The sequence below is a fragment of the Erwinia tasmaniensis Et1/99 genome (assembly GCF_000026185.1).
GTDB classification, from domain to species: Bacteria; Pseudomonadota; Gammaproteobacteria; order Enterobacterales; family Enterobacteriaceae; genus Erwinia; species Erwinia tasmaniensis.
The window spans coordinates 3,219,708-3,242,910 of record NC_010694.1 but is presented as its reverse complement, the minus strand read 5'-3'; the positions used below and the strand labels follow the sequence as shown (position 1 = coordinate 3,242,910).

The following is a 23,203-nucleotide window of genomic DNA, read 5'->3' as shown; positions in this document are numbered from 1 at the left end:
AACGAGCGTCTACCTTTCACCATCCTGCTAGCGTTGATATAAAACTTTATCCGAATGACAAACGTCAAGAAAAGAGCCAACGATCCCACCCATAGCCTTTATTGACAAAAGAATACTTTGATTTGATCCCCAGACTCCCGTCGCTGATGTTGATTTTCAGTTCGGATTTATCCCTTAAGGCGCGTTGGCTTTATCCAAAGCGCTTTTATCACCATGTTGTGCATATAAGATGCTCATGGGCGATAAAATCAATTCATTATCAAGCTGCTGGAGATTGCTCCAGAAGAGGGCAATCTATTATATGCGGTCAGATATATCCGAAGCGAATGATGAGGATGGCGGTTATCTGGCGTGAAATTGACGGCTTGAGTCGCTTCACACTTCCTGAGCAGGGAAGGATGGGCTTTGATGCCGGAAAGCAGGAAGGCTTTTCGGAGCAGGCGGATTTTTTCTTTGGACTCCGAGGTAACGGATGTTAATTGATAATTCATATTGAACTTCATCCTTGATGTCATGAGGTAGTGGGTTCCAAATCCGGTAGTTACGCGTACCTTACCAAACAGCATTTCATATTAGCGGAAGGGTCAGGTCTCTCTGATTGGTGTTAACCCGCAGATCGTCTTCCTTACAATCCTTAAATCCCAAGGAGAAATATACCGCTATTGAACGGCCTGGTTGAGTTAAAATAATTAATTTTCCTGTCTAACTCGTTTTTCACATTCTTTTTAGCTAACGGGATTTTATCTGTAGTTATTTTTCCCGATGTTTTTTAATAACAAATACAGCTTATATGTGTAACAATAAAAAGTAAATGGCACCTGTTGCTTTATAAAGTAATTTGCATTTATGCTTATGATTTTATTGATTAAAAAATAGAACTAGAGTATTTATTTCCATCAAGAACTTTCTTATAAAAAATTTAAAATACAGCTGATTTTTCAAAACAACTTAACCGAGCTAATTGTTGTTATTGTTTATTAGTTCACTTTTGAGGTATTTTATTGGAGTGTTTTTGGATTTTAATGGTTATTTTTACCAGAAATATAAGAGCGATATGTTGACCGCCCCCAATAGAACACTAACGTTATTTTTCTTTACCTGCACTGCTCCTTTTGATTATAAGGAGCCTGCCGCTAAGAGGGGGGTCGACATTCATATGCTTACTGTCGTATCTCCGTTCGTCCTGTCTACACCGGTAAGTCAATCATCAATGCTCTTACGGGCGATGTCGCCGTCAGGGTGATACGCTGCTCATCGCGCAGAAACGCGCCATCGCCGCAGCTCAGAATGGCCTGCTGCTGCGACGGCGTGGTCGCGGTCAGGGAGCCATGAATGGATTGCAGATAGGCGCGCGATCCGTTGAGCGGCAGACTGTAATCCTCACCCGGCTGCAAAATCACCTGATGTATCCACACCTGCTGGCGCAGTTGCAGGCTGTCGTCACTGCCGTCAGGCGAGGCAATCAGACGGTAGCGCTGGCAGTCTGCTAACTTCAGCCGCTGTACCGGCGCATTCTCCTGCTGCGGGCAGGCGTCCAGCCACAGCTGCATGCGTGTCAGGGCGTGTTCCTGGCTGAGGTTATGTTCTGAATAGCTTACGCCGGGCTGCGTGGCCAGCAGTATGGCTTCGCCAGCCTGCGCCTGCACATAGCGACCTTCGCTATCGCGATACTCTGCCGCCCCCTGCAAAATCAGGTTGAGCACGTCGACCTTAGGGTAAGTTCGCGGTTGCAAAGCGCCGCCCGGTGCAAAGACCTCCTGATTCAGTACGCGTAAGGACGCATAACCCAGCAGCTCAGGATCAAAATAGTGACCGAAGGAGAAGGTATAGCGCGCCTGTAGCCAGCCGTAGTCGGCTTTGCCACACTGTTGAGCGGTTCGACGGTCAATCATCCACTTCTCCTTACATACCGGAATGCCAATTGATTATGATCCTGACATGGTAAGTTTCTGGACGCCGGATTGTTAGCCAGTTAATCTGCTGGCTATATTCAAATTTCCTGACAGAGAATGACTATGGCTAAAGATCGTGCTCTGACGCTGGAAGCGCTGCGCGTCATGGATGCTATCGATCGTCGCGGCAGCTTTGCGGCGGCGGCAGATGAACTCGGCAGGGTGCCCTCCGCGCTCAGTTATACTATGCAGAAGCTGGAGGAGGAGTTGGACGTCGTACTGTTCGACCGCTCCGGTCACCGCACCAAATTTACTAACGTCGGGCGCATGCTGCTGGAACGTGGCCGCGTCTTGCTGGAAGCGGCGGATAAGCTTACCACTGACGCCGAAGCGCTGGCACGCGGTTGGGAAACCCATCTGACTATCGCCACTGAAGCGCTGGTGTCAACCGAACGGCTGTATCCGCTGGTAGAAAAACTGGCCGGTAAGGCGAATACCCAACTCTCGCTGGTGAAAGAGGTGCTGGCCGGCGCGTGGGAGCGGCTTGAGCAGGGGCGTGCCGATATCGTTATCGCCCCGGATTTGCACTTCCGTGCTTCGTCGGAAATCAATACCCGTAAGCTTTTTAGCCAGATAAGCGTCTATGTTGCCAGCCCGGATCACCCCATTCATCAGGAGCCTGAACCGCTTTCTGAAACGACGCGCGTTAAATATCGTGGTATTGCCGTTGCGGATACCGCGCGCGAGCGGCCGGTATTGACGGTGACGCTGCTCGATAAGCAACAGCGCCTGACGGTCAGCACAATCGAAGATAAACACCGCGCTTTACTGGCCGGGCTAGGTGTGGGAACCATGCCCTATACGATGGTGGAGAAAGATGTTGCCGAAGGGCGTCTTCGCGTAGTCAGCCCCGAATACAAGCTTGAAGTGGATATTATTATGGCGTGGCGGCGCGACAGTATGGGAGAGGCTAAGGCCTGGTGCCTGCGAGAGATCCCTAAACTGCTTGCCCAACGCCAGAATTAATCCGCAGCAGGCCATAGACTACGGAGCGATATTTTCAGCGGCGACCTGTTGAGACTGTCCGATGTTCGAGAAGGTTGAAAAGGTCTGATAGTAGTAATGGCCGACAAACGCGATATAGCACAACATCACGGCGGCGAGACAAACGGTAATAGCTTTGGTCATGGCTTTACTCCCCGGAAGGTTATTCGTATTGGCTGTCTACATCGGTAAAGATACGTAAGCGCGCCGGGGAGGAGTTTGTGCCAGATCAATAAAGGGTGTGGATATCCTGGGGCAGGGTAAAAATAGCCCCGGATGCTTAAAGACGCCCGCCTTCAGAAAGGGCGAGAGGAGTGGGCAAACTGCCTGTCGCGTCCGTGAGGTTCATCCCAGCGGCAGGAAGGGCCGAGTGATATGACTCCGCTGGGGTTGATCGTCTTATGGCTGCAATAATAGTGGTGGCGGATGTGGTCGATATTCACCGTTGCGGCCAGATCTGCGGTCTGATAAAGGTCGCGCAGGTAAGCACTCAGGTTCAGGTAGTCGCCAATACGCTGGCGATCGCACTTGAAGTGAGTGACGTACACCGGATCGAACCGCACCAGCGTGGTCCACAGGCGGATATCCGCTTCGCTAAGTCGGTCACCCGCCAGATAGCGTTGCTGGCCCAGCAAGGTTTCCAGCCGGTCAAGAGAGGCGAATAACGCGGTGACCGCCTCATTATAAGCCTCCTGGCTGGTGGCGAAGCCCGATTTGTATACCCCGTTATTCACGCTGTCGTAGAGCCAGGCGTTCAGCTCATCAATTTCCGCACGCAGTCCGACCGGGTAATAATCCCCAGCGCGAGCGCCCACGCCGTCGAAGGCGTTGTTAAACATGCGGATAATATCGGCAGATTCATTACTGACAATGGTGTGCTGCTGTTTATCCCACAGTACCGGAACGGTGACGCGGCCAGTATATTGCGGGTCTGCATGCAGATAAAGTTGGTAAAGATAGTCGTTCTGATACAGGCTGTCGCCGGTGGCACCTGGGAAATCTTCAGCAAAAGTCCAGCCGTTTTCCAGCATTAGCGGATGCACCACCGAAACGCTGACCAGGTTCTCCAGCCCTTTCAGCCGACGCACGATCAACGTGCGGTGCGCCCAAGGGCAGGCAAGGGAAACGTACAAATGATAACGCCCCGGTTCGGCACGGAATCCCGCGTTGCCACTTGGCCCCGCTTCACCATCGGCGGTAATCCAGTGGCGAAAGGCGGATTGCGTACGCTTAAAGCGCCCACCTGTCGATTCAGTGTCATACCAGTTATTGTGCCAGACGCCGTCAATCAGTTGTCCCATCATTCCCCCAAACTCTTTAGCCTATTTTAAACGTCGGATATTTTCGCCGGGCCTGCAATCGGCCTCTGCTGGCCGGACCGTTTTGGCAAAAAGGTAACTTATCGCGGTCCTTCCCCATGCCAGTGCCCGGTGCGAATAGCAAAAAGGCGAGGATATGATGCTCCTCGCCTTTTTACAGTCAGTGTAACGAGCTTACCATTTTTTACCCAGCAGACGGTCGATACTAAACGCGCCAGCACCGGTGATACCGAGGAGCAGGAAGCCACCTGCGATCGACAGGTTCTTCATGAACATTAACGAGTTAACGCCCTGTGCGAAGTCGGTATGAAAGATAAATGCCGTCAGCAGGGTGAATGCCGCGATGAATAGCGCGGTAAAGCGCGTCAGGAAGCCGAACAGAATGGCCAGTCCACCGCCGAACTCCAGTAGAATGGTCAATGGCAGGAAGAAGCCCGGTACGCCCATCGCGACCATATATTGCTGTGTTCCTGCGTAATCACTGATTTTTCCCCAACCTGCGTAGATAAACAGAACGGGCATCAGGATACGCGCCACTAATAAGCCGAAATCTTCTAATTTTTTCATGATAATCCCCAAACAAGAAATGGATGTTTATGCGACTGGCGCAACCGAACCCGGACGCGGCCTGAAGCAGATTAAGCGTGCAGTGCCGTTCGTTGTTGGGAATAATAGTTTGCTTATGAGAACATTGTTAGCGAGATAATCTGTCAATGTTGTTCAATAAAATTGCAGGGGATGCAGCCGCACGGTCAGCACGGCTGCAAGGGGAAGGATTAACGGCGCGGCAGATAATTGCGCACCATGCGCCAGGTGCTCCATGCGCCAAATCCTCGTCTGGCCCAGCGTGTGATAAAGCGGGGATTACGGATCGACCAGATAGCCATCACTCCGCCTCCCAGCGTCAGCCAGCGTTTGGCGCTGAGTAGCGCCGTCCAGCCGTTATCATAGCGTGCCGTACTGTCCAGCCAGGCATTACGCCCGGCGCTCAGATCCAGCCGCTGCTGCTGAATGTGTCGCAACAGTTCTGCTTTACGCGCTTCACGCTTACGGCTCATTAATCGCCCTCCAGCAGCTTGCGGTCTTCCGACAGCTCCTTACGGGTGGCACCTAACAGAGTCGAACGGCGTGATTTTGCCAGCGTCCACAGGCCGAGGATGAGCGCCAGGCTGAAAAGTGCCCCAGTCGTGATGGCAACCGCCATCAGACGGTACTCGACGTCTACAGCCCAGATAATCAGCACCATAAGGCTCATCAGACCAAATGCGGTAAACAGCATGGTCAGGCCCACCATCAGCAGCATCTGAAGCAGGTTAGCTTTTTCCGCCTCCAGCTCTACCACCGCCAGTCTGACACGGGTTTCCACCATGCCTACCAGAGTGGTAATGATGCGCTGCCCGATGTTAATGACCCCTTTGCCGGGGCCGTGGCTTTGCGGTTGATCGGCCATATTAACGACGCGTCAGCAGCACGCCCAGCACCACCCCGATAGCCGTACCGACACCGACGCTGGTCCAGGGATTATCACGCACGTAAACGTCAGCACGACCGGCCGCTTCACGGGTGGTCTGCGCGATGCGTTCACCGGAATCACCCAAGCGAGAACGGGTATCATTCAGTGCGCTCTGCGCCTTGCTGCGCAGCTTGTCCAGCTCGGATTTGGATTTCTCACCGGAAGAGCTCAGCACTTCTTCCAGGGTATCTGCAAGGCTTTTCAGCTCAGCGCGCAGGTTTTCTGACGTGATATCTTTAGACATTGAAAAACTCCTCAAATTTTATTTTAGTGATGTCGGGCAGAGACCTTAATATGGCGCAGCCTGCACTTCCTTCAGTTCGTTTCGGGCTTCTTCAAGTTTCTTTTCGCGCTTCTTGATTTTATTACCGTTGCCGCCTTTTGCCTTTTCCTGCTGCAACTCACGTTCCCGTTCGGATACTTTTTGCTCATGCTGCCTGATTTTTTCCTGATGCGTTTTAATCAGGTTAGCATCGTTACAGTTAGCCCGGATCTCGCTCAATGCCTGCTGTAGACCGCTGACCCGGTGCTTATTGTCATGTTTTTGGGCTATCTCAATCTCATTTTGTACATTCTGCTCTTTCTGCTGGCAAAGCGTGCCAGCGTGCGCAAATGTTCCCAGAGAAAGCAGGCTGGCGCCGAAAATAACCTGTAGTAGTTTCATTGAAATCTTGACCTTCCTTTGCGTGATATCGGTGGGTGATGATATCGGGTCCCTCTAAACAGGGTATCGCTTTTCATGCCCATAAAGCATAGACAGAAAATAGCGAAAGCTCAAAAACAGGGAGTCATTTTTAGTCGCACCCATGTGAATAGGTGGGTCGTGAGGGTTAGCCGATAGACTGTGGTTTAAAGCTGATGCGGTTTATCCAGCCGGTAGCACTCTGATTATGATGATGTGCGATATCAAAATCCTGTGCAAGCAGCTCGCGCAATACCCTTTCCGCCGCGTAACTCTGTTCCTGTGAGTCAAAACGTATCACCAGTGAGTTTTGCTCCGGCGTAATGCTCTTGATGTGAATACCCTGTGCGCTTAATGTCTGGTAAACATAAAAGCCGTCTGGTAAAGACGCTCCCTGACGCGATGCGCGGATTTGCAATGCGCTGTCGTGACGAAACAGGGCAGGCATCATCACCAGCGCCAGTAAGGCGACGACAGGCAGAGCCAGCCATAGAGACAAACGCCGCTGGGGAGCATGCCTTTTAATAAAAGCAGCGATCATGAGTTTCCTTTCTCATTGTCGGTCTGCCTTTTACGCCACAATACGTACAGTGAGCCAAACAGTCCGAGTACCAGAAGCACCAGCGGTAACAGCATCAGGCAGAACATAAGCTGGTCTTCATATTGACGAAAAATGGGCGTCTTGCCGAGCGCGAAGCCGAGGACGGTCAGGATCAGTACCCAGAGAAATGCGCTCGCCCAATTGAAAAACTGAAAACGCGCATTGCTCAGGCCGGAAAGCCCGGCGATAGTCGGCAGTAGGGTGCGAACAAAGGCGATAAAACGGCCCACCAGCAGCGCAGAAAGGCCGTGGCGGTGAAACATCTGATGAGCCCGCTGATGATAATGTTCCGGCAGGTGTGACAGCCATTTTTGCACCGTGACCGTATTCCCCAGCCATCGCCCCTGAATATAACTGACCCAACAGCCAAGACTGGCGGCTGTCGTCAGGATAAATAACGTCAGGGTAAAGTTCATCGTGCCTTTTGCAATCAGCACGCCGACCAGAATGAGCAGGCTGTCGCCCGGCAGAAAAGCGGCGGGCAGCAAACCATTTTCCAGGAACAAAATCATAAATAAAACGAAATAGATCGCCCACACCAGGGAAGGATCTGCAAGGGCGGCATAATCTTGTTGCCACAGGGCGTGCACGAGAGATTTAAAAATATCCATTAGTCGTCCTGAACATCATCATTGACCCGTTTAATGACAATTTACGTGCGTAATTGATCGTCTTTCCGGTGCAGTTTGCAAGTTTTAGGGCGGATAAAGGTCAGGTGCGTCGGCACCACCCGTTTCTTCCACGGCAAATGGGTAAAAAATAGCGAACTCACTGTAACAAAATAATGCGCAGCCAGACAGTAGGAAACACCTTAGCAACGATGTTTTACCGTTGAAAAAGACTGTCTGAAAGGAGCTTTACACAGGCTGACACTAAGAGCCGCATTTTGACCGGTCTGAAATATCACATCCCGTAAAGATAGCCGATTTTAGCCATTTTTTTTAAAATTGATGATGAAGCTCGTATTTTAGCGAAAATATCCGCCTTCACCTTCGATTTTTTTGTCATGGGTCATGGTCGTCAAACCTGTTAGCGGGGTCCTTAAGGTCCTCATTGTGTCGTAGCGAGGCGGCACCCGTTTTTCTGCTTGCAGAGAGTTCGGCAAGGCTACCCGCGTTTTGGTGAAGCGCCTCCCGCTAGCCGGGAGGCGCTTTTACCCTGAAGGGCATCCAGCGCGGGAAAGAGTGAACAATCAGGCGTTCTGTTCCAGCCTGCGGTCTTCCGCCATACAGGCCGCGGCGGTAAACAAAATATCCGCCGAAGAGTTAAGCGCGGTTTCGGCCGAATCCTGCAATACGCCAATAATAAAGCCGACTGCCACCACCTGCATCGCTATTTCATTCGGGATCCCGAACATGTTGCAGGCTACCGGGATCAGCAGGAGTGAGCCGCCCGCTACGCCGGATGCCCCGCAGGCACAGACGGACGCCACCAGACTCAGCAGGATGGCACTCCCTACGTCAATCTGTATCCCCAGGGTATGGACCGCCGCCAGCGTCAGCACGGTAATAGTAATCGATGCACCGGCCATACTGATATTGGCCCCGATAGGTATGGACACCGTGTAGGTATCTTCATCCAGCCCCAACTTTTTCGCCAGCGCCATATTCACCGGGATATTTGCTGCGGAGCTGCGGGTAAAGAAGGCCGTGACCCCGCTTTCACGCAGGCAGGTAAACACCAGCGGATAGGGGTTACGACGGATCTGCCACCATACCAGCAGCGGGTTAAATACTAGCGCCATCAGTAGCATACAGCCAAGCAGCAGGCCGAGCAGGCTGGCATATTGCCCTAACGCGTCAAAGCCGGTTGACGCAAGAATGGAGGCCACCAGGCCAAAAATACCGACCGGTGCAAAGCGGATGACGATACGCACCAGGCGCGTGACCGCATCAGAGGCATCATTAAGGAAGGTTCGCGTACCTTCACTGCTGTGGCGAAAAGCGAAGCCCAGACCAATAGCCCAAACCAGAATACCGATATAATTGGCTTTCATTACCGCTTCAATCGGATTCGTCACCATGCTCATCAGCAGGCCGTGCAGCACTTCGAGGATGCCGGATGGGGGCACGATCTGGCTGCTGGCGTTTTGCAACGTCAGGTTCTGCGGCAGCAAATGGCTGGCCACCACCGCCACCACGGCGGCAAAAAAGGTGCTCAACAGATAGAGCATCACAATGGGGCGAATATTGGTTTTCTGCCCCTGCTGATGATTGGCAATCGATGAGATAACCAGCACCAATACCAACAGTGGCGCAACCGCTTTCAGCGCGTTGACGAACAGTTCACCCAGCAGGCCCACCGCCAGCGCATGACTCTTTGACAGCCAGGCGAGAGCGATCCCGGCTACCAGCCCAACCATAATTTGTGTTACAAGACTGCCCTGCATCAGGCGCTGCACCAGCCCGCTTTTTTCTTCACTCATAATTTCAAATCACTATTGTTATCGATGTTCAGCCGTCTGTAGAGATCGGCGGCATGAGATGTTTGCGCAGGGAAGTATAAGGAAATGCTTTGACAGGGAAAGGGAAACTTGCGTGATTTTATCTGATGCGGCAAAAGGATCGACAGAAAAAGCCCATTGAAAGTCATGGTATGGATCGCTGGGGACATAGGGGGGCGGGATCGTACTTCGCCCGCCCCTAACGTTGCGTTGAACCCGCGGTGATTATCGCGCCGTATCGTTTTGGGTGGCCTTACGATCGTGGCGGTAGTTTACCCAGGCATTGATCAGCAGCGTCAATGCCAGAATACCGCCGACGATGCCGAGCGATACCGCGATGGGAATATGGTAAAAATCGACAATCAGCATTTTTACGCCGATAAACACCAGGATCACCGACAGGCCATATTTCAGCATTGAGAAGCGCTCGGCCACGTTTGCCAGCAGGAAGTACATGGCACGCAGGCCAAGAATAGCGAACAGGTTAGAGGTCAGCACGATAAACGGGTCGGTCGTCACGGCAAAGATCGCCGGAATACTGTCCACCGCGAAGATCACATCGCTCAGTTCAACCATAATCAGTACCAGCAGCAGCGGGGTGGCATACAGCAGGCCGTTTTGCCGCACGAAGAAATGCTCGCCTTCGATTTTATCGGTCATACGCATCTTGCCGCGTAGCCAGCGCACCAGCGGTTTATCGCCGATGGCGCTATCATCCTCTTTCGACAGCGCCATTTTGATCCCGGTAAACAGCAGGAATGCGCCGAACAGATACAGCAGCCAGCTGAACTGGGTAACCAGCCAGCTTCCGGCAAAGATCATAATGGTACGCAGCACAATCGCACCCAGTACGCCGTAGATCAATACCCGGCGCTGCAAGGCGGCCGGGACGGCAAAGTAACCAAACAGCATTAGCCAGACGAATACGTTATCGACCGCCAACGCTTTTTCGATCAGGTAACCGGTGAGGAAAGCCAGCGCCTGGGTATCGGCCACCTCGCGCCCGACGGTGTCGGTGAGATACCACCAGAAGGCAGCGTTGAATAACAAAGAGAGCGTCACCCATACCAGTGACCAGGCCGCAGCCTGCTTCATGCTCATCGTGTGTGCGCCGCGCCGACCCTGTAACAGCAGGTCAATCGCCAGCATGATAACGACAACGACAGCGAAGCTGCCCCACAGTAACGGTGTACCGACAGTATTCATAAAATATCCCGCGCAAAATAAAAAAGTGGCTAACGTCGGAAGACGGCAGCCACCTTATTATCGCTGCTATAAGCAAACCCCGCCTCCCGGCAAGGTCTCACTTACAACCTGTTATCGGTTGCCCAGTAACCGGACATCATGTGGATGTCGTATTGACGATTAACTGACGAAGAAGTTACTCCCCTTTGCTAAGACCAAAGATAGGGTGCTACAGGGTGAAGGTCAATATTCTTAAGTAATATTTGGACATATTTTCATATTGTGTCCGGTGGGCGTGGGAACTGACCCGCGTTTCGCGTGATGGAGAAGAGGCTTATCGCAGGCATAGCCAGTCGCCGCGGGCACAGGCGTGTGATTTGATTTTTCCGCTGTCCTCTCGCACGATAGGGTAAACCATTCCGAGAGAATCTAATGAACTCACGCAGCAGACACGCATTGAACTGGACCCGTATTTTAGTGGCTATCCCGGTTGGGCTGGTCGCCTCGCTGGTGACGCTAGCCTTCCGGGAGGCGATAGTCTGGATTGACGGTCTGCTATTCAATGGACAGACCGACATCACCCAGGCGATGCGGATTTATCCCTGGTACTGCTGGCCGCTGATTGTCGGTTGCGGCGGCCTGATTGCGGGCTACTTCCTGCGCTACGCCACCGCAATTGAGCAAAAGCAGGCGTCGCGCAGCGATTATCTCGAAGTGATTAACGCCCGGCTGGATGCGGTGCCAACCCGCACGTCGCTGTTTCGCGGGCTATCTTCCCTTGCCAGTATCAGCAGCGGAGCATCAATCGGTCGGGAAGGGCCGATGGTGCAGCTATCGGCGCTAAGCGGCAGTCTGATGGGGCGCTGGCTGTTTAAAAACCTGGCGTTGAAAAACAGTGACGTGGTGGCGATGGCCGCCGCCGCCGGTCTCTCTTCGGTTTATCATGCGCCGCTGGCATCCGCGATATTCGTCGCGGAGATTGCCTTTGGTATTTCCGCCATGCAGCGACTGATCCCGCTGATTATCTCTTCCGGCACGGCGGTGCTGACCATGTGGTCGCTTGGGTATCATTCGGCTATCTACCCGTTTTCGCACGGTCAGTTTGAACTGGCACCGGAGAGCATTACGCTGACTATCGCGATTGGTCTACTGGCGGGTCTGCTTGGCTGGGTAATGATCGCGATGATAAATCACAGTAAGCGCCTGTTTGCTCCTTTGCGCAGCCTGCCGTTGCGCCTGGGCCTTGGTGGCCTGCTGGTGGGAGGGCTGGCTATCGGCAGCAGCCAGATACTGGGTAATGGCTATGAGGTAATTGTGCGTATCATGGCGGGCGATTTCCTGCTGCCGATGCTGCTGGCGTTGCTGTTGCTGAAAATGCTGGCAACGGCCATTTCCGTGGGCTCCAGCGCCGTGGGCGGATTGTTTACACCGGCGTTATTAATCGGCGCACTGATGGGCAGCATGATGGCACTGCTGGCCGTAAAAGCCGGATTTCCGCCGGGTAACGTTGCCGTATTTGCGGCGATAGGCATGGGCGCGCTGCTGGCCTCTGTCAGTCAGGCTCCGCTGATGGCCATGCTGATGGTGCTGGAGATGACGTTGAATAGCAGCCTGCTGTTTCCAGCGATGATCGCCAGCGTACTGGCCTCAATGGTGGCCTATCGTCTGCACTCCAACAGCACTTATGCGGTGGTTGGCGAGCATTTCAGCCGTTCGGACGCCAAGTTCGATTTTGATAACGGCGTCATATCCCAGTTTATTGTTGCCGGCGCGTCGCTGACGCCCCAGGACTCGGTAGGCAAAGCGCTGGCGGTCAGTTCGCTCAAGCGCGAGCGCTTTGTTTACGTGACGGACGACCGCGGACAGTTTCTCGGTGCCGTTTCAATTCACGATATTTCACACAAGATACTGGATAAAGAGATCACCCTGACCTCTCCGATCGGTTGCGTCATAGATAGCGATTTCCCCACCGTTTACGCCCATCAGACAATCAGAGAAGGATGGGAGGCGTTCGCCCAGGTGACGCTGGAACGCCTGCCGGTGCTGAATAATGCCGAAGAAAAAAAATATCTCGGCGCGCTGACCAAAACCAGTTTGATCCAGCAGGCGCAGGACTTTATCTGATGGTGTATTGATTATCCCACACATCCCTCCGGCGGCTGTACCACCAGCTTTTGGGATATGTGGAAGTGATATCGTAGGCCGCCGCTACGCCGCTTCAGAGACTCTTTTTCGTCATATTGGCCCGCTTAGCATTGATGCTATTACCCTTTTCATCGCCGGGCTTTACCGCGAAAAAATCGGGTTTCTTCTACCCACTCAAACTCAAGCCCCGCATATTCTTTTTGCCAAAACAGACGTATTTATCCATTACTGAATTATTATCATTCGTATTATAAGAAAATAAATGACGCTCGATCTTAGTTTTTTTCATAAAAAATTTAATCAAATGACGTTCTGATACGATTTGGAATGTAGATTGTCGTCGTCAGAATTATTTATCGACGTTGTTATTTTATTCTGTGAAAACAGTAGGCTGCGGCTGCATAGAATATCTCATTAGTCATATTAAAAAATAATTAGTTAAGTAGTAGTTCAGTCTGTAATTAAGCAGGGTTTATTATCAGTATTGACGGTGATTTTAAATTGGTGATAGTATTATTTGAGTCGAATTTATCAATATATATTCTAAATAATAAAGAAAGCTCTAATTCTTTCGTGCAATATTCTTGTTTATTGAAATTATTCTTCATAAGGAGGTGAAAAGTTTATTTTTTATTCAGAGTGGTTTGATTTTTCTTTTATCTCTTGTTCGGGTCTGAAGGTTGGCGTATGCACTAATCGCTTCTTGTGAAAATTAAAAAATCCAGAGTTAACGCTGATTTCACCTTGGGAAGGGTAATCCCTTTCAAGGGCAAATATGATTTTTTTATTTTATGATTTAGGTCATGTCCGTGGCCTGTGCAATATGATAAGGGATTTCTTTCTCTCACTCTTAAAGGTAACCAGTAAGAGAGGTCAGGGTGTTTGGTGGGATTACCATTTTCATCCCGGCCATCTATCGAAAATAAGTTTACCTCTGGGGATTTACTGATAAGGTAAAATATAGAAAGGGAATGCTATGACTGATAATTTTGAACGACTTATGTCTCGCTATACCGGCGATGGTGTTTATTTAAATATTGATGGCGTCAGGTATATTGATGCGGCTTCAGGCACATTCAACCTGCAGCTTGGTTATACCAACGACAGGATAGCCAGCAAGCTCAAAGCACAAATCGATCGCTGTGCTCATTTAAGCTCTGCCCATACGGGCGCAATGTCACAGTGCATACTCGAGAAACTCATAAAGCATACGCCAGAGAATATTGACCGTATCTGGATGCGTGATGTGACCGGCTCTGGAGCCGTTGAATGTGCAATCCGTATGGCGCAGAAGTACACTAAACGCTCAGGAGTCATGTCGCTTTTTCTGGCTCATCACGGGCAGTCTTTGGCGACAGCCCAGATTTCTGGTAATGCGTTTCGTCTTAAAAACTTTCACGTCAACATTGAGGGATCGTTGAAAATCCCCGTTCCGGCCAGCGTTATGTCCGATCCTGAAGATTCACCTCCGCAAGAAAATTATTATGATATAGAAGATATTTATCAATGTGGATCAAATGAAAATATTGCCTGCCTGATTGTTGAACCGATACTGGGTAACGGCGGGAATATTGTTCTTCCTGATGTGTTTTATCGTAATTTACGCGATTTCTGTAGTAAAAAAGGTATCGTGCTTATTGCTGACGAAGTGCAGACCGGCTTTGGAAGAACCGGTACCTTCTTTGCGTCCAGTGGTTATGCCAAAACACTGAAGCCCGATATTATCGTCTTTGCCAAGGGCGCTGGCGGAATAGGCATTCCGACCGGAGGGGTACTGATGAGCAAGGAATTGGATGTGCTTGAGCCGTTCGAACATTCAAGTACCTCTGGAGCGAATCCACTGTCACTGATAGCCATTAATGAAACGATCAAGATCATCGAAGAAGAAGGCATTCTTGATAATGTCGTTAATTGCGAGGCGTTTTTACGTGATGGATTGTTATCTCTGCAAAAGAAATATCCAGACATTAGCGGCGTTCGCGGCGTAGGTTATATGTATGGCTTCGATACTCCCAACATGGAATATGCAGCGGAAGCCATTCATATTGCAGAAAAACATGGGTTGATTATTCGTGGCGCTCGTTACGGAAAAAGTAGAGCGCTAAAAGTTCGCCCTCCTCTGATTTGCACCAAGGTCCATTTGCAAGAAATTCTCACTAAGCTGGATGCTACATTCAACGAAATGCAGCAATCACCTTTCTCCCAATCGGAGGTCGCATAATGCAGGCACTCAAATATATCGAACCCTGGAAGGTGGAGATTGCCGAAATCCCTGAACTGACGTGTTGTGCGCCTGACGACGTGATTATACAGATCGCCGTATGTGGAATTTGTGGAACAGACGTCGGCATTATTAGCGGTCACTATCCCGTGGCGCTGCCGGGAACGACACTCGGACATGAAACCAGCGGGGTGGTGGCCAGCGTGGGCGAAAGCGTCACCCGGTTTAAACCGGGTGACAGGGTGGTGGTGAATCCGACCTACTCTTGTCAGCAATGTCGCATGTGCCAGACGGGTAACCCCAACCATTGTGAAATGAAAATGGGCACTGAAGCCGGAGTTTCTTATGACGGGGCCTTCGCCGGTCAGTATCGCGCTAAGGAAGCCTTTTTACGCCGGCTGGATGATCATGTCAGCATGCAGGCGGCAACGCTGACCGAACCGCTAAGCTGCACGATTACCGGCGTGGATAAGCTGGCCATCACCCACACCAATATTCGGGCGGCCGTCACCGGTGCCGGGCCAATGGGGATGCTCTATTTGTGGGTCCTGCACCAGCGCGGCGTTGAGGCATTTATGGTGGAAAAGAACCCACATCGCTATCAGTTCGCCCGCGACAATCTGCCGCCTGCGGCACGCATCTATGACGATTTCGAGCAGGCTCTCGAACAGGAATACGGCTCTCGCGACGGCCAAATTGATCTTGTGGTGGACACCACGGGCCAGCTGACCGAACTGATTTTTGCGCACCTTGCTCCCGGCGGCAAACTGCTGAACGTGGCGTTAAAGGATAAGCACGCCACCCTGGACGTATTGAAGATTGCCGATAAAAGCCTGTCAGTGATCGGTTCGATCGACTCTCTCAACAATAGTTTTGAACGTGCCTATGCCATGATCCGTGACGGGCTGATCCCGGCCGATCGTCTGATAAGCCATGAAATCGACTTTGCCGATTACCAGGACGCATTCCGCCTGGTTGGCTGCGACATGGCTAACAGGACGATGGCACCGCTGGAGGCAGCAAACTGTAAAGTGTTGATACGCCTCGGTAACATGGATTAATGGAGTTAACATGACCGATCTGACCGTAATTTTTGATATCGACGGTGTGATTGTCGATAGCGAAAAGCTGCACTTTGACGTGCTGCAAACGCTGATCCCTGAACAGGTGCAGCACTATACGCCGCAGCAGCTTATAGGGCTCAGCCTTGAGGAAACGCTCAGCTTTATCGGCATAGCCGCCTCCTCCCAGCCTGATATTATTTCTCGGGTGGTCGATACCTATAAAGCGCTGCTCACCCCTGACGTATTACGCCCTGGTGTGAGCGATCTTATTGATAAGCTGCAACGGCAGGGCGTTGCTTTTGGCTTTGTTTCAACGGCACCACGACATATATGTCTGGCTAACCTTGCGCTTGTTAAGCTGGACAGGCCAGCACAGCTAATAGGAGGAGATGATATTGCGCGCACCAAGCCATTCCCCGATCCTTATAGGGAGATGCTGATCAGGCTCAATGCCGACGCGAAGACGACGGTGGTGGTTGAAGACACTGACCTGGGGATATCTGCTGCTTATCAGGCGGGTATTGCGAAGATTTACGCATGGCCCCATGCGCTCTCTGACCAGCAGCAATATTTGCATGCTACGGCGGTGATTGACACGCTGGACGACATTGCTGAACTCGCACAACTAAACTGATTAACCCGACCGCATTCCCCCGCTTAACCGTGGGGGATATAAGGAAATGTTTGTGACTGAAAAAAATGCCGTTTCCCCTATCAATAAACCCATTGCCGCCACGCGCAAAGCGTTTTTCATAGCCGGTTTCAGCCTTGCCAGCTGGGCTCCGCTGATCCCGCTGACGAAAGAGCGCCTGCAGGTGGATAACGGCATGATGGGCATTATCATGCTCGCTTTTGGCCTCGGATCGCTATTAATGATGCCCTTATCCGGCATGCTGGCCGCCCGCTTCGGCTGCCGCCGCATTTTTACGCTGGCGCTGCTGCTAGTGTTAGCGACGCTGCCAGCGTTAGTGACACTGGATACGGTGGTTCCGCTGGCGCTGGCGCTCTTTATCTTTGGTGCAGGTATCGGTGCTATGGATGTGGTGGTCAGTATCCATGCCGTGATCGTCGAAAAGTATGCCCAAAAACCGATCATGTCCGGATTTCATGCCCTTTTCAGCCTGGGCGGCATAGCCGGTGCGGCTGCCGTCAGCCTGCTGCTGTCCTGGGGGGTTCCACCGTTCAAAGTGGTCATGATGGTCATCGCGCTATTGGGATCGATCATGCTGCTGGCCTGGTCCGGCCTGATGGATGAAAAGCAGCGCCGCGACACGCCTTTTTTTGTCTTGCCAAAGGGAAGCGTGCTGTTGCTGGGGCTGCTGTGCTGCGTAGCCTATGTGATGGAGGGGTCGATGCTGGACTGGAGCGGGATCCTTCTCATCAGCCAGCATAACGTTGATGTGCGTCAGGCCGGGCTGGGCTATACGCTTTTTGCCATTACCATGACGGTGGGGCGGCTGCTGGGTGACCGGGTGATTAAAACATTTGGCGCTAAAAGGATCTTTATCGGCAGTGCGCTGCTGGCCACATCAGGATTTATCGTGCTGATCGTGAGCAACGCGTTGTTTATCACCGCCCTGGCATTTCTGCTGATTGGCCTGGGCGTGGCCAATATCGCGCCGATGCTGTTCACCGCATCAGGACAGCAAAAAGATATGCCCGACGCGTTAGCGGTTGCCGCGGTTTCTTCTCTCGGCTATTCAGGGATATTAATGGGCCCTGCCGTTATTGGGTTTGTTGCTCATCTGTCCTCACTGATTGGCGCATTTATTTTTGTGACTCTTCTCTCAATTATTCTGCTGATGGTTTCACGCCGGGTCAGACTCACGTCGTAGTGATGAGAAGTGCAACGGTAGCCTGCATCAGGCGGGCTGCCGACCAATAAGTGATTAGCCTGCATGCCCCTCCAGCGCCTGGGCCGTCAGCCACAGGCGGGTATCAAACTCCAGCTGGTGATATTGCGGTTCCATATGACAGCACAGCTGGTAGAACGCCTTGTTGTGATCCTTCTCCTTAATATGCGCCAGCTCATGGACCACGATCATGCGCAGAAATGCCTCCGGGGCCTGCCTGAAGATCGTGGCAACGCGGATCTCTGCTTTGGCTTTTAGCTTGCCCCCCTGCACGCGTGATATCGCGGTATGCAGACCCAGGGCGTGCTTCATCACCTTAATCTTGCTGTCGTAGATGACTTTATTCAGCGGTGGCGCATTGCGCAGCGCCTGATTTTTTATGTCCAGCGCGTAGTCGTACAGCGCTTTGTCGCTGGTAATACCGTGCGCGCTGGGGTAACGCTGGTGGATCACCTCCGCCAGCCGCTGCTGCTCAATCAGCGTGCGCACCTGTGACAGTAGCGATTCGGGATAACCTTGCAGGTAAATAAGCGACGACATGCTGACTCCGGTGAAGAAAAACGTTTACTGTACGCCCGTTTTAGGGGATAAAACGCGGGAATTTTACCACTAAGGTGATCCCATGAGCCAACTTGAACTGAGCAACCGTATGCTGACGCTGCATCGCTTTCCCCAAATGCGCGAAGAAAGCCCGTTGCAGGCGTGGGATGCGGCCGATGAATACCTGCTTAACCACCTGGACAATCTTCCGGTCAACGGCCCAACGCTGATTTTTAATGACACGTTCGGCGCGCTGGCCTGCGCGCTGGCGGGAGAGGGCGTCTGGAGCATCAGCGACTCCTGGCTGAATCAGCAGGCAACCCGGCAGAACCTGGCGCTCAATCAGCTTGACGAGGGCGACGTGCGGCTGCTTGACAGCCTGGCTCCGCTGCCTGGAGCGCCGGCGCGGGTGTTGATAAAAGTGCCAAAAACCCTCGCGCTGCTTGAAAAGCAGCTGCGCGCGCTGCGTGCCGTCGTCACGCCTGAAACGCAGATCGTTGCCGCCGGTAAGGCGAAAGAGATCCATACCTCGACCCTACAGCTGTTTGAAAAAATACTCGGCCCGACCACCACATCGCTGGCGTGGAAAAAGGCGCGTCTGATTTACGCCACCTTTACCCAGCCCGAGCTGGCGGAAAGTGAAGTGATCAGCCGCTGGCCGCTGGACGGTACCCCCTGGCAGATCCACAATCACGCTAACGTGTTTGCCCGCGGTGGGTTGGATATCGGCGCACGCTTCTTTATGCAGCATCTGCCGGATGATATTGACGGTGAAATCGTCGATCTCGGCTGCGGGAACGGCGTGATTGGACTGATGGCCCTGCGGCAGAATCCGCTGGCGCAGGTTCATTTCCTTGATGAGTCTTATATGGCGGTCGCATCCAGCCGCATGAACGTGGAGCTGAATTGCCCGGACGACCTGGCACGCTGCGAGTTTCGGGTGAACAATGCGCTGGCCGGTTATCCATCGGATCGTCTGCACGCCGTGCTGTGTAACCCCCCGTTCCATCAGCAGAATGCCGTCACCGATCATATTGCCTGGCAGATGTTCCGCGATGCCCGCCGTTGCTTACAGTATGGTGGCGAGCTGCGTATCGTCGGCAATCGCCATCTCGACTACTACCATAAAATGAAGAAGCTGTTCGGCAACTGTACCACCGTAGCGACGCACCAGAAATTTGTGATACTGCGTTCGGTGAAAATGCCCTGATCGGCCTGCAGGGGAGCTGACGCGCTTTCTCATCCACGTTCTTCGCTGCCGATCGCCGTGATGGACGTGGCCGTGACGACGATAGCTCGCCTGTTCTTCTGCCATACGGTAAATGCAGAAATGCGCCTGCTCGATTTGCGCCAGCGGTACGATCGCCTGCTGGCCCGGCTCATAGCAGCAGGGGCCAATCTACAAGTCAGATCGCCAACCCCAGCCGGGTGCCCTGTGCAATCGCCCGCCGTGCATCCAGTTCGGCGGCGAAGTCTGCCCCGCCGATGATATGAAGCGGAAGCCCATAAGCCCGCAGATCCTTCTCCAGCTCCCGCTGCGCATCCTGCCCGGCGCAGATCACCACGTTATCCACCGCCAGCCGCCGTGCTTCACCGTTGTACACAATATGCAGGCCATCATCGTCAATACGTTGGTACTGTACGCCACCCCACATCTGCACGCCGTGCATTTGCAGGCTGGCGCGGTGGATCCAGCCGGTGGTTTTTGCCAGTCCGGCACCGGGTTTGCCCGCTTTGCGCTGTAACAGCCAGATCTGCCGGCTGCGCTGCGGCGGCTGCGCGGGCAGCAGCCCCCCCGGCTGCTTCAGCGTGCGATCGATGCCCCATTCCTGACAAAAGCGGCTAATATCCAGGCTGGGCGACGCGCCGCTGACGGCCAGATATTCCGCCGTATCAAAGCCAATGCCGCCTGCGCCGATAATCGCCACGCGCTTTCCCACCGGCTTTTTATCGCGGATAACATCCAGATAACTGAGCACCGAGGGATGATCGATGCCGGGAATGATCGGCATGCGTGGCACGATCCCGGTCGCCAACACCACCTCATCAAATGCGATCACATCCCGTGCGTTAACCCGCTGGTTAAGCCGCTGGGTAACGTGGAGCAGCTCCAGCTGACGGCGGAAGTAGCGCAGCGTTTCGCTAAACTCCTCCTTGCCGGGAATTTGCCGGGCGATGTTGAACTGGCCGCCAATTTCTCCCTGGGCATCAAACAGCGTGACCGCATGCCCGCGTGCGGCGGCGTTAACGGCAAACGCCAGCCCGGCAGGCCCGGCGCCGATCACCGCCAGCGTTTTTAACTGACGGGCAGGGCGGCTGACAAGTTCGGTTTCGTGGCAGGCGCGGGGATTGACCAGGCATGAGGTCAGTTCACCGACGAAGACGCGATCGAGACAGGCCTGGTTACAGCCGATACAGGTATTAATCTCATCGCTGCGCCCCTGGCTGGCCTTCATCACGAATTCGGCATCGGCGAGGAACGGACGCGCCATCGACACCATATCGGCGCAGCCCTCATCCAGCAGCGCCTGGGCAACGTCAGGATGGTTAATACGGTTAGTGGTAATCAGCGGAATGTTGACATGCCGTTTCAGCATTTGCGTCACCCAGGCAAAAGCGGCACGCGGCACCGAGGTGGCAATCGTCGGGATACGCGCCTCATGCCAGCCGATACCGGTATTTAGCAGGGTGGCACCCTGTTGCTCCAGCGCTTTGGCCAGACGGATCGTCTGCTCCAGCGTGCCGCCCTGTTCAACCAGGTCGAGCATCGACAGGCGGAAGATAATGATAAAGGCGGGTCCGGTCGCCGCGCGCACCGCCTTAAGGATCTCCAGCGCAAAACGCTGGCGACGGCCTTCATCGCCCCCCCACTCGTCGCAACGGTGATTGGTGTGCGCCGCGAGAAACTGATTAATCAGATAGCCTTCAGAACCCATAATTTCCACGCCGTCATAGCCCGCCAGCTGGGCCAACGCCGCGCAGCGGGCATAATCAGCAATCAGGCGCAAAATATCCGTATGGCTCATCTCTCGCGGGCAGAAAGGGTTAATGGGGGCCCGTATCGCGGACGGGGCCACCAGCGTGGGCTGGTAGCTATAGCGCCCGGCGTGCAGGATCTGTAGCGCAATTTTCCCCCCGGCCTGATGCACCGCATCGGTCACCAGGCGGTGCTGCGGCAGCTGTGAAGCGGCATTCAGCACCGATGCCCCCGCGCTAACTACACCTTCCGCCGCAGGTGCGATCCCGCCGGTGACGATCAGCGCCACCCCGGCGCGGGCGCGCTCCGCATAGAATGCCGCCAGCCGCTGCGGACCGTCCGGGTGTTCTTCCAGACCGGTATGCATCGAACCCATCAGAAAACGGTTTTTAAGCTGGGTAAAACCCAGATCCAGCGGGGCAAAAAGTGATGCGCTCATGGTCGGTTATCCCGAAGTGGTCGGATGAGTTCTACTGTAGCGGGCAAATGAGCCGGGTGAAAGATGAGTTAAACGCTTTGTGATGAAGGCCACTGATTGATGCGAAAGCGCAACCTGCCTCACGCCATTCATCATTTTAACCGCAGCGATCTGACCCACGCTTATTTGGGTGAAACATCGCTTTACCAAAGGCGGTAAAACGTTATCTGGCCGGGGTCTACACTGATTAGCATCATTTGGCTTCGCACTATCAGCGGTAGCAGCCTGCGGATATGACCGTCAGCAGGTTTGGCGAGCGATGTGCTGTTGACGAAGCGGAAGCTGCCCGAGTGCCATTCACCGACTTTAAAAAGGATAACCATGAACTCTCTTTTCTCGCTCGAAAATAAACGGGTACTGATTACCGGCTCTGGCCGTGGCATTGGGTTTCTGATAGCCAAAGGGCTGGCCGAGTCCGGGGCAGAAGTGATCGTGAATGCGACCACTCCGCAGGGAGCGGATGAGGCGGCGGCGGCGTTGCAGCAGCAGGGATTCAGGGCGCATGCCGTGGCGTTTAACGTTACTCAATCCCACGAGGTCAATGCTGCCGTGGAGAAGATAGAGCTTGAAATCGGCCCGATTGACGTGCTGGTCAATAACGCCGGTATCCAGCGCCGCCGCCCGTTCCTGGAATTTCCGGAGCAGGACTGGAACGAGGTGATCGCTGTTAATCAGACGGGGGTATTTCTGGTGTCGCAGGCGGTGGCGCGGCGGATGGTGACGCGCGGTCGGGGAAAAATTATCAATATTGGCTCAATGCAGAGTGAGCTGGGGCGCGAGACTATCACCCCCTATGCGGCATCTAAAGGTGCGGTAACGATGTTGACGCGCGGGATGTGCGTTGAGCTGGCGCGCCATAATATTCAGGTCAACGGTATTGCTCCGGGCTATTTCAAAACCGAGATGACCCAGGCGCTGGCCGACGATGAGGCCTTTACCGCCTGGCTATGCCAGCGCACGCCGGCGGCGCGCTGGGGCGATCCGCAGGAGTTGATCGGGGCGGCCGTGTTCCTCGCCTCTAAAGCCTCTGATTTTGTTAATGGCCACCTGCTTTTTGTCGACGGTGGAATGCGCGTCGCCGTCTAGCCTGGCGGCTATAATGGTGGTTGCAGGGGAGTCATGGCCCCTGCAAGGTAAAGTTCTGCCGTTGCCGTCTTAATGGATGCTATTTAGTCATGTTATGCGTGACGCTTTTCGACTCGGCGCAGGGCTAAGAAAATTGATTTTGATAACGTCAAGTATCGGA

General features: G+C 53.3%; 23 protein-coding genes. 8 read left to right on the top strand and 15 right to left on the bottom strand.

The features are described from left to right. Positions 1-248: 248 nt before the first annotated feature. A complete protein-coding gene (locus ETA_RS20070; protein WP_157861818.1) occupies positions 249-491 on the bottom strand; it encodes a hypothetical protein in 243 nt (80 codons plus the stop codon). Positions 492-1,187: 696 nt separating this feature from the next. Next, on the bottom strand, positions 1,188-1,892 hold the full coding sequence (locus ETA_RS15765) for a pirin family protein (RefSeq protein ID WP_012442615.1): 705 nt from the start codon (positions 1,890-1,892) through the stop codon (positions 1,188-1,190). A 123-nt stretch (positions 1,893-2,015) separates the two neighbouring features. On the opposite strand from ETA_RS15765, the gene ETA_RS15760 reads away from it, so the two are divergent. After that, positions 2,016-2,918, top strand: a complete 903-nt coding sequence (locus ETA_RS15760) for a LysR family transcriptional regulator (RefSeq protein ID WP_012442614.1) — start codon at positions 2,016-2,018, stop codon at positions 2,916-2,918. An 18-nt stretch (positions 2,919-2,936) separates the two neighbouring features. Here ETA_RS15760 and ETA_RS20195 read toward each other — a convergent pair whose 3' ends face one another. From ETA_RS20195 to ETA_RS15710, 11 genes are all read right to left on the bottom strand, one after another. Then, positions 2,937-3,080, bottom strand: coding sequence for a hypothetical protein (locus ETA_RS20195; RefSeq protein ID WP_167310307.1), 144 nt, complete (start codon positions 3,078-3,080; stop codon positions 2,937-2,939). Between the two features lie 152 nt (positions 3,081-3,232). Further along, positions 3,233-4,237, bottom strand: coding sequence for a glutathione S-transferase family protein (locus ETA_RS15755; RefSeq protein ID WP_012442613.1), 1,005 nt, complete (start codon positions 4,235-4,237; stop codon positions 3,233-3,235). 192 nt (positions 4,238-4,429) lie between these two features. Beyond that, entirely contained in the window at positions 4,430-4,822 is a 393-nt protein-coding gene (locus ETA_RS15750; protein ID WP_042959143.1) for a DoxX family protein, read from the bottom strand. A 209-nt stretch (positions 4,823-5,031) separates the two neighbouring features. Next, positions 5,032-5,313, bottom strand: a complete 282-nt coding sequence (locus ETA_RS15745) for a YqjK-like family protein (RefSeq protein ID WP_012442611.1) — start codon at positions 5,311-5,313, stop codon at positions 5,032-5,034. Beyond that, positions 5,313-5,705, bottom strand: a complete 393-nt coding sequence (locus ETA_RS15740; protein ID WP_012442610.1) for a phage holin family protein — start codon at positions 5,703-5,705, stop codon at positions 5,313-5,315. The genes ETA_RS15745 and ETA_RS15740 overlap by 1 nt, the downstream gene beginning before the upstream one ends. A 1-nt stretch (position 5,706) precedes the next feature. Further along, the gene (locus tag ETA_RS15735) at positions 5,707-6,012 is read right to left on the bottom strand and encodes a DUF883 family protein (protein ID WP_012442609.1); all 306 of its coding nucleotides are present in this window, start codon (positions 6,010-6,012) and stop codon (positions 5,707-5,709) included. Positions 6,013-6,057: 45 nt separating this feature from the next. Then, complete coding sequence (locus ETA_RS15730) at positions 6,058-6,432, bottom strand: DUF1090 domain-containing protein (RefSeq protein ID WP_012442608.1); 375 nt, start codon at positions 6,430-6,432, stop codon at positions 6,058-6,060. A 166-nt stretch (positions 6,433-6,598) separates the two neighbouring features. Beyond that, the gene (mzrA, locus tag ETA_RS15725; protein ID WP_012442607.1) at positions 6,599-6,991 is read right to left on the bottom strand and encodes an EnvZ/OmpR regulon moderator MzrA; all 393 of its coding nucleotides are present in this window, start codon (positions 6,989-6,991) and stop codon (positions 6,599-6,601) included. Next, complete coding sequence (locus ETA_RS15720) at positions 6,988-7,662, bottom strand: DedA family protein (RefSeq protein ID WP_012442606.1); 675 nt, start codon at positions 7,660-7,662, stop codon at positions 6,988-6,990. Before ETA_RS15720 ends, mzrA begins: the two co-directional genes overlap by 4 nt. Positions 7,663-8,243: 581 nt before the next feature. Continuing rightward, positions 8,244-9,476, bottom strand: a complete 1,233-nt coding sequence (gene sstT / locus ETA_RS15715) for a serine/threonine transporter SstT (RefSeq protein WP_012442605.1) — start codon at positions 9,474-9,476, stop codon at positions 8,244-8,246. A 243-nt stretch (positions 9,477-9,719) separates the two neighbouring features. Then, complete coding sequence (locus tag ETA_RS15710; protein WP_012442603.1) at positions 9,720-10,700, bottom strand: TerC family protein; 981 nt, start codon at positions 10,698-10,700, stop codon at positions 9,720-9,722. A gap of 411 nt (positions 10,701-11,111) precedes the next feature. Between ETA_RS15710 and ETA_RS15705 the strand changes: the two genes are divergently transcribed. From ETA_RS15705 to ETA_RS15685, 5 genes are all read left to right on the top strand, one after another. Then, the gene (locus ETA_RS15705) at positions 11,112-12,803 is read left to right on the top strand and encodes a chloride channel protein (protein ID WP_012442602.1); all 1,692 of its coding nucleotides are present in this window, start codon (positions 11,112-11,114) and stop codon (positions 12,801-12,803) included. 997 nt (positions 12,804-13,800) lie between these two features. Beyond that, positions 13,801-15,045, top strand: a complete 1,245-nt coding sequence (locus tag ETA_RS15700) for a class-III pyridoxal-phosphate-dependent aminotransferase (RefSeq protein WP_012442601.1) — start codon at positions 13,801-13,803, stop codon at positions 15,043-15,045. Then, positions 15,045-16,106 carry a zinc-dependent alcohol dehydrogenase gene (locus tag ETA_RS15695; protein WP_012442600.1) on the top strand — a complete coding sequence of 354 codons (1,062 nt, stop codon included), beginning with the start codon at positions 15,045-15,047 and terminating at the stop codon, positions 16,104-16,106. The genes ETA_RS15700 and ETA_RS15695 overlap by 1 nt, the downstream gene beginning before the upstream one ends. Positions 16,107-16,116: 10 nt before the next feature. Beyond that, positions 16,117-16,743 (top strand): HAD family hydrolase, encoded by a 627-nt coding sequence (locus ETA_RS15690; RefSeq protein ID WP_012442599.1) that lies wholly within the window; start codon positions 16,117-16,119, stop codon positions 16,741-16,743. 46 nt (positions 16,744-16,789) lie between these two features. Beyond that, entirely contained in the window at positions 16,790-17,944 is a 1,155-nt protein-coding gene (locus ETA_RS15685; RefSeq protein ID WP_012442598.1) for an MFS transporter, read from the top strand. 54 nt (positions 17,945-17,998) lie between these two features. Here the strand turns inward: ETA_RS15685 and ETA_RS15680 are convergent, their stop codons facing one another. Further along, entirely contained in the window at positions 17,999-18,502 is a 504-nt protein-coding gene (locus ETA_RS15680; RefSeq protein ID WP_012442597.1) for a M48 metallopeptidase family protein, read from the bottom strand. An 82-nt stretch (positions 18,503-18,584) separates the two neighbouring features. Between ETA_RS15680 and rlmG the strand changes: the two genes are divergently transcribed. After that, positions 18,585-19,712, top strand: a complete 1,128-nt coding sequence (gene rlmG / locus ETA_RS15675) for a 23S rRNA (guanine(1835)-N(2))-methyltransferase RlmG (protein ID WP_012442596.1) — start codon at positions 18,585-18,587, stop codon at positions 19,710-19,712. 196 nt (positions 19,713-19,908) lie between these two features. Here rlmG and ETA_RS15670 read toward each other — a convergent pair whose 3' ends face one another. Beyond that, entirely contained in the window at positions 19,909-21,918 is a 2,010-nt protein-coding gene (locus tag ETA_RS15670) for an NADPH-dependent 2,4-dienoyl-CoA reductase (protein WP_012442595.1), read from the bottom strand. A 360-nt stretch (positions 21,919-22,278) separates the two neighbouring features. Between ETA_RS15670 and idnO the strand changes: the two genes are divergently transcribed. Beyond that, the gene (idnO, locus tag ETA_RS15660) at positions 22,279-23,043 is read left to right on the top strand and encodes a gluconate 5-dehydrogenase (RefSeq protein WP_012442594.1); all 765 of its coding nucleotides are present in this window, start codon (positions 22,279-22,281) and stop codon (positions 23,041-23,043) included. Positions 23,044-23,203: the final 160 nt, after the last annotated feature.

Coding starts and splice junctions, on each gene's coding strand:
- ETA_RS20070 (WP_157861818.1), bottom strand. CDS start 491: ATGAATTATCAATTAACATCCGTTACCTCGGAGTCCAAAGAAAAAATC.
- ETA_RS15765 (WP_012442615.1), bottom strand. CDS start 1,892: ATGATTGACCGTCGAACCGCTCAACAGTGTGGCAAAGCCGACTACGGC.
- ETA_RS15760 (WP_012442614.1), top strand. CDS start 2,016: ATGGCTAAAGATCGTGCTCTGACGCTGGAAGCGCTGCGCGTCATGGAT.
- ETA_RS20195 (WP_167310307.1), bottom strand. CDS start 3,080: ATGACCAAAGCTATTACCGTTTGTCTCGCCGCCGTGATGTTGTGCTAT.
- ETA_RS15755 (WP_012442613.1), bottom strand. CDS start 4,237: ATGGGACAACTGATTGACGGCGTCTGGCACAATAACTGGTATGACACT.
- ETA_RS15750 (WP_042959143.1), bottom strand. CDS start 4,822: ATGAAAAAATTAGAAGATTTCGGCTTATTAGTGGCGCGTATCCTGATG.
- ETA_RS15745 (WP_012442611.1), bottom strand. CDS start 5,313: ATGAGCCGTAAGCGTGAAGCGCGTAAAGCAGAACTGTTGCGACACATT.
- ETA_RS15740 (WP_012442610.1), bottom strand. CDS start 5,705: ATGGCCGATCAACCGCAAAGCCACGGCCCCGGCAAAGGGGTCATTAAC.
- ETA_RS15735 (WP_012442609.1), bottom strand. CDS start 6,012: ATGTCTAAAGATATCACGTCAGAAAACCTGCGCGCTGAGCTGAAAAGC.
- ETA_RS15730 (WP_012442608.1), bottom strand. CDS start 6,432: ATGAAACTACTACAGGTTATTTTCGGCGCCAGCCTGCTTTCTCTGGGA.
- mzrA (WP_012442607.1), bottom strand. CDS start 6,991: ATGATCGCTGCTTTTATTAAAAGGCATGCTCCCCAGCGGCGTTTGTCT.
- ETA_RS15720 (WP_012442606.1), bottom strand. CDS start 7,662: ATGGATATTTTTAAATCTCTCGTGCACGCCCTGTGGCAACAAGATTAT.
- sstT (WP_012442605.1), bottom strand. CDS start 9,476: ATGAGTGAAGAAAAAAGCGGGCTGGTGCAGCGCCTGATGCAGGGCAGT.
- ETA_RS15710 (WP_012442603.1), bottom strand. CDS start 10,700: ATGAATACTGTCGGTACACCGTTACTGTGGGGCAGCTTCGCTGTCGTT.
- ETA_RS15705 (WP_012442602.1), top strand. CDS start 11,112: ATGAACTCACGCAGCAGACACGCATTGAACTGGACCCGTATTTTAGTG.
- ETA_RS15700 (WP_012442601.1), top strand. CDS start 13,801: ATGACTGATAATTTTGAACGACTTATGTCTCGCTATACCGGCGATGGT.
- ETA_RS15695 (WP_012442600.1), top strand. CDS start 15,045: ATGCAGGCACTCAAATATATCGAACCCTGGAAGGTGGAGATTGCCGAA.
- ETA_RS15690 (WP_012442599.1), top strand. CDS start 16,117: ATGACCGATCTGACCGTAATTTTTGATATCGACGGTGTGATTGTCGAT.
- ETA_RS15685 (WP_012442598.1), top strand. CDS start 16,790: ATGTTTGTGACTGAAAAAAATGCCGTTTCCCCTATCAATAAACCCATT.
- ETA_RS15680 (WP_012442597.1), bottom strand. CDS start 18,502: ATGTCGTCGCTTATTTACCTGCAAGGTTATCCCGAATCGCTACTGTCA.
- rlmG (WP_012442596.1), top strand. CDS start 18,585: ATGAGCCAACTTGAACTGAGCAACCGTATGCTGACGCTGCATCGCTTT.
- ETA_RS15670 (WP_012442595.1), bottom strand. CDS start 21,918: ATGAGCGCATCACTTTTTGCCCCGCTGGATCTGGGTTTTACCCAGCTT.
- idnO (WP_012442594.1), top strand. CDS start 22,279: ATGAACTCTCTTTTCTCGCTCGAAAATAAACGGGTACTGATTACCGGC.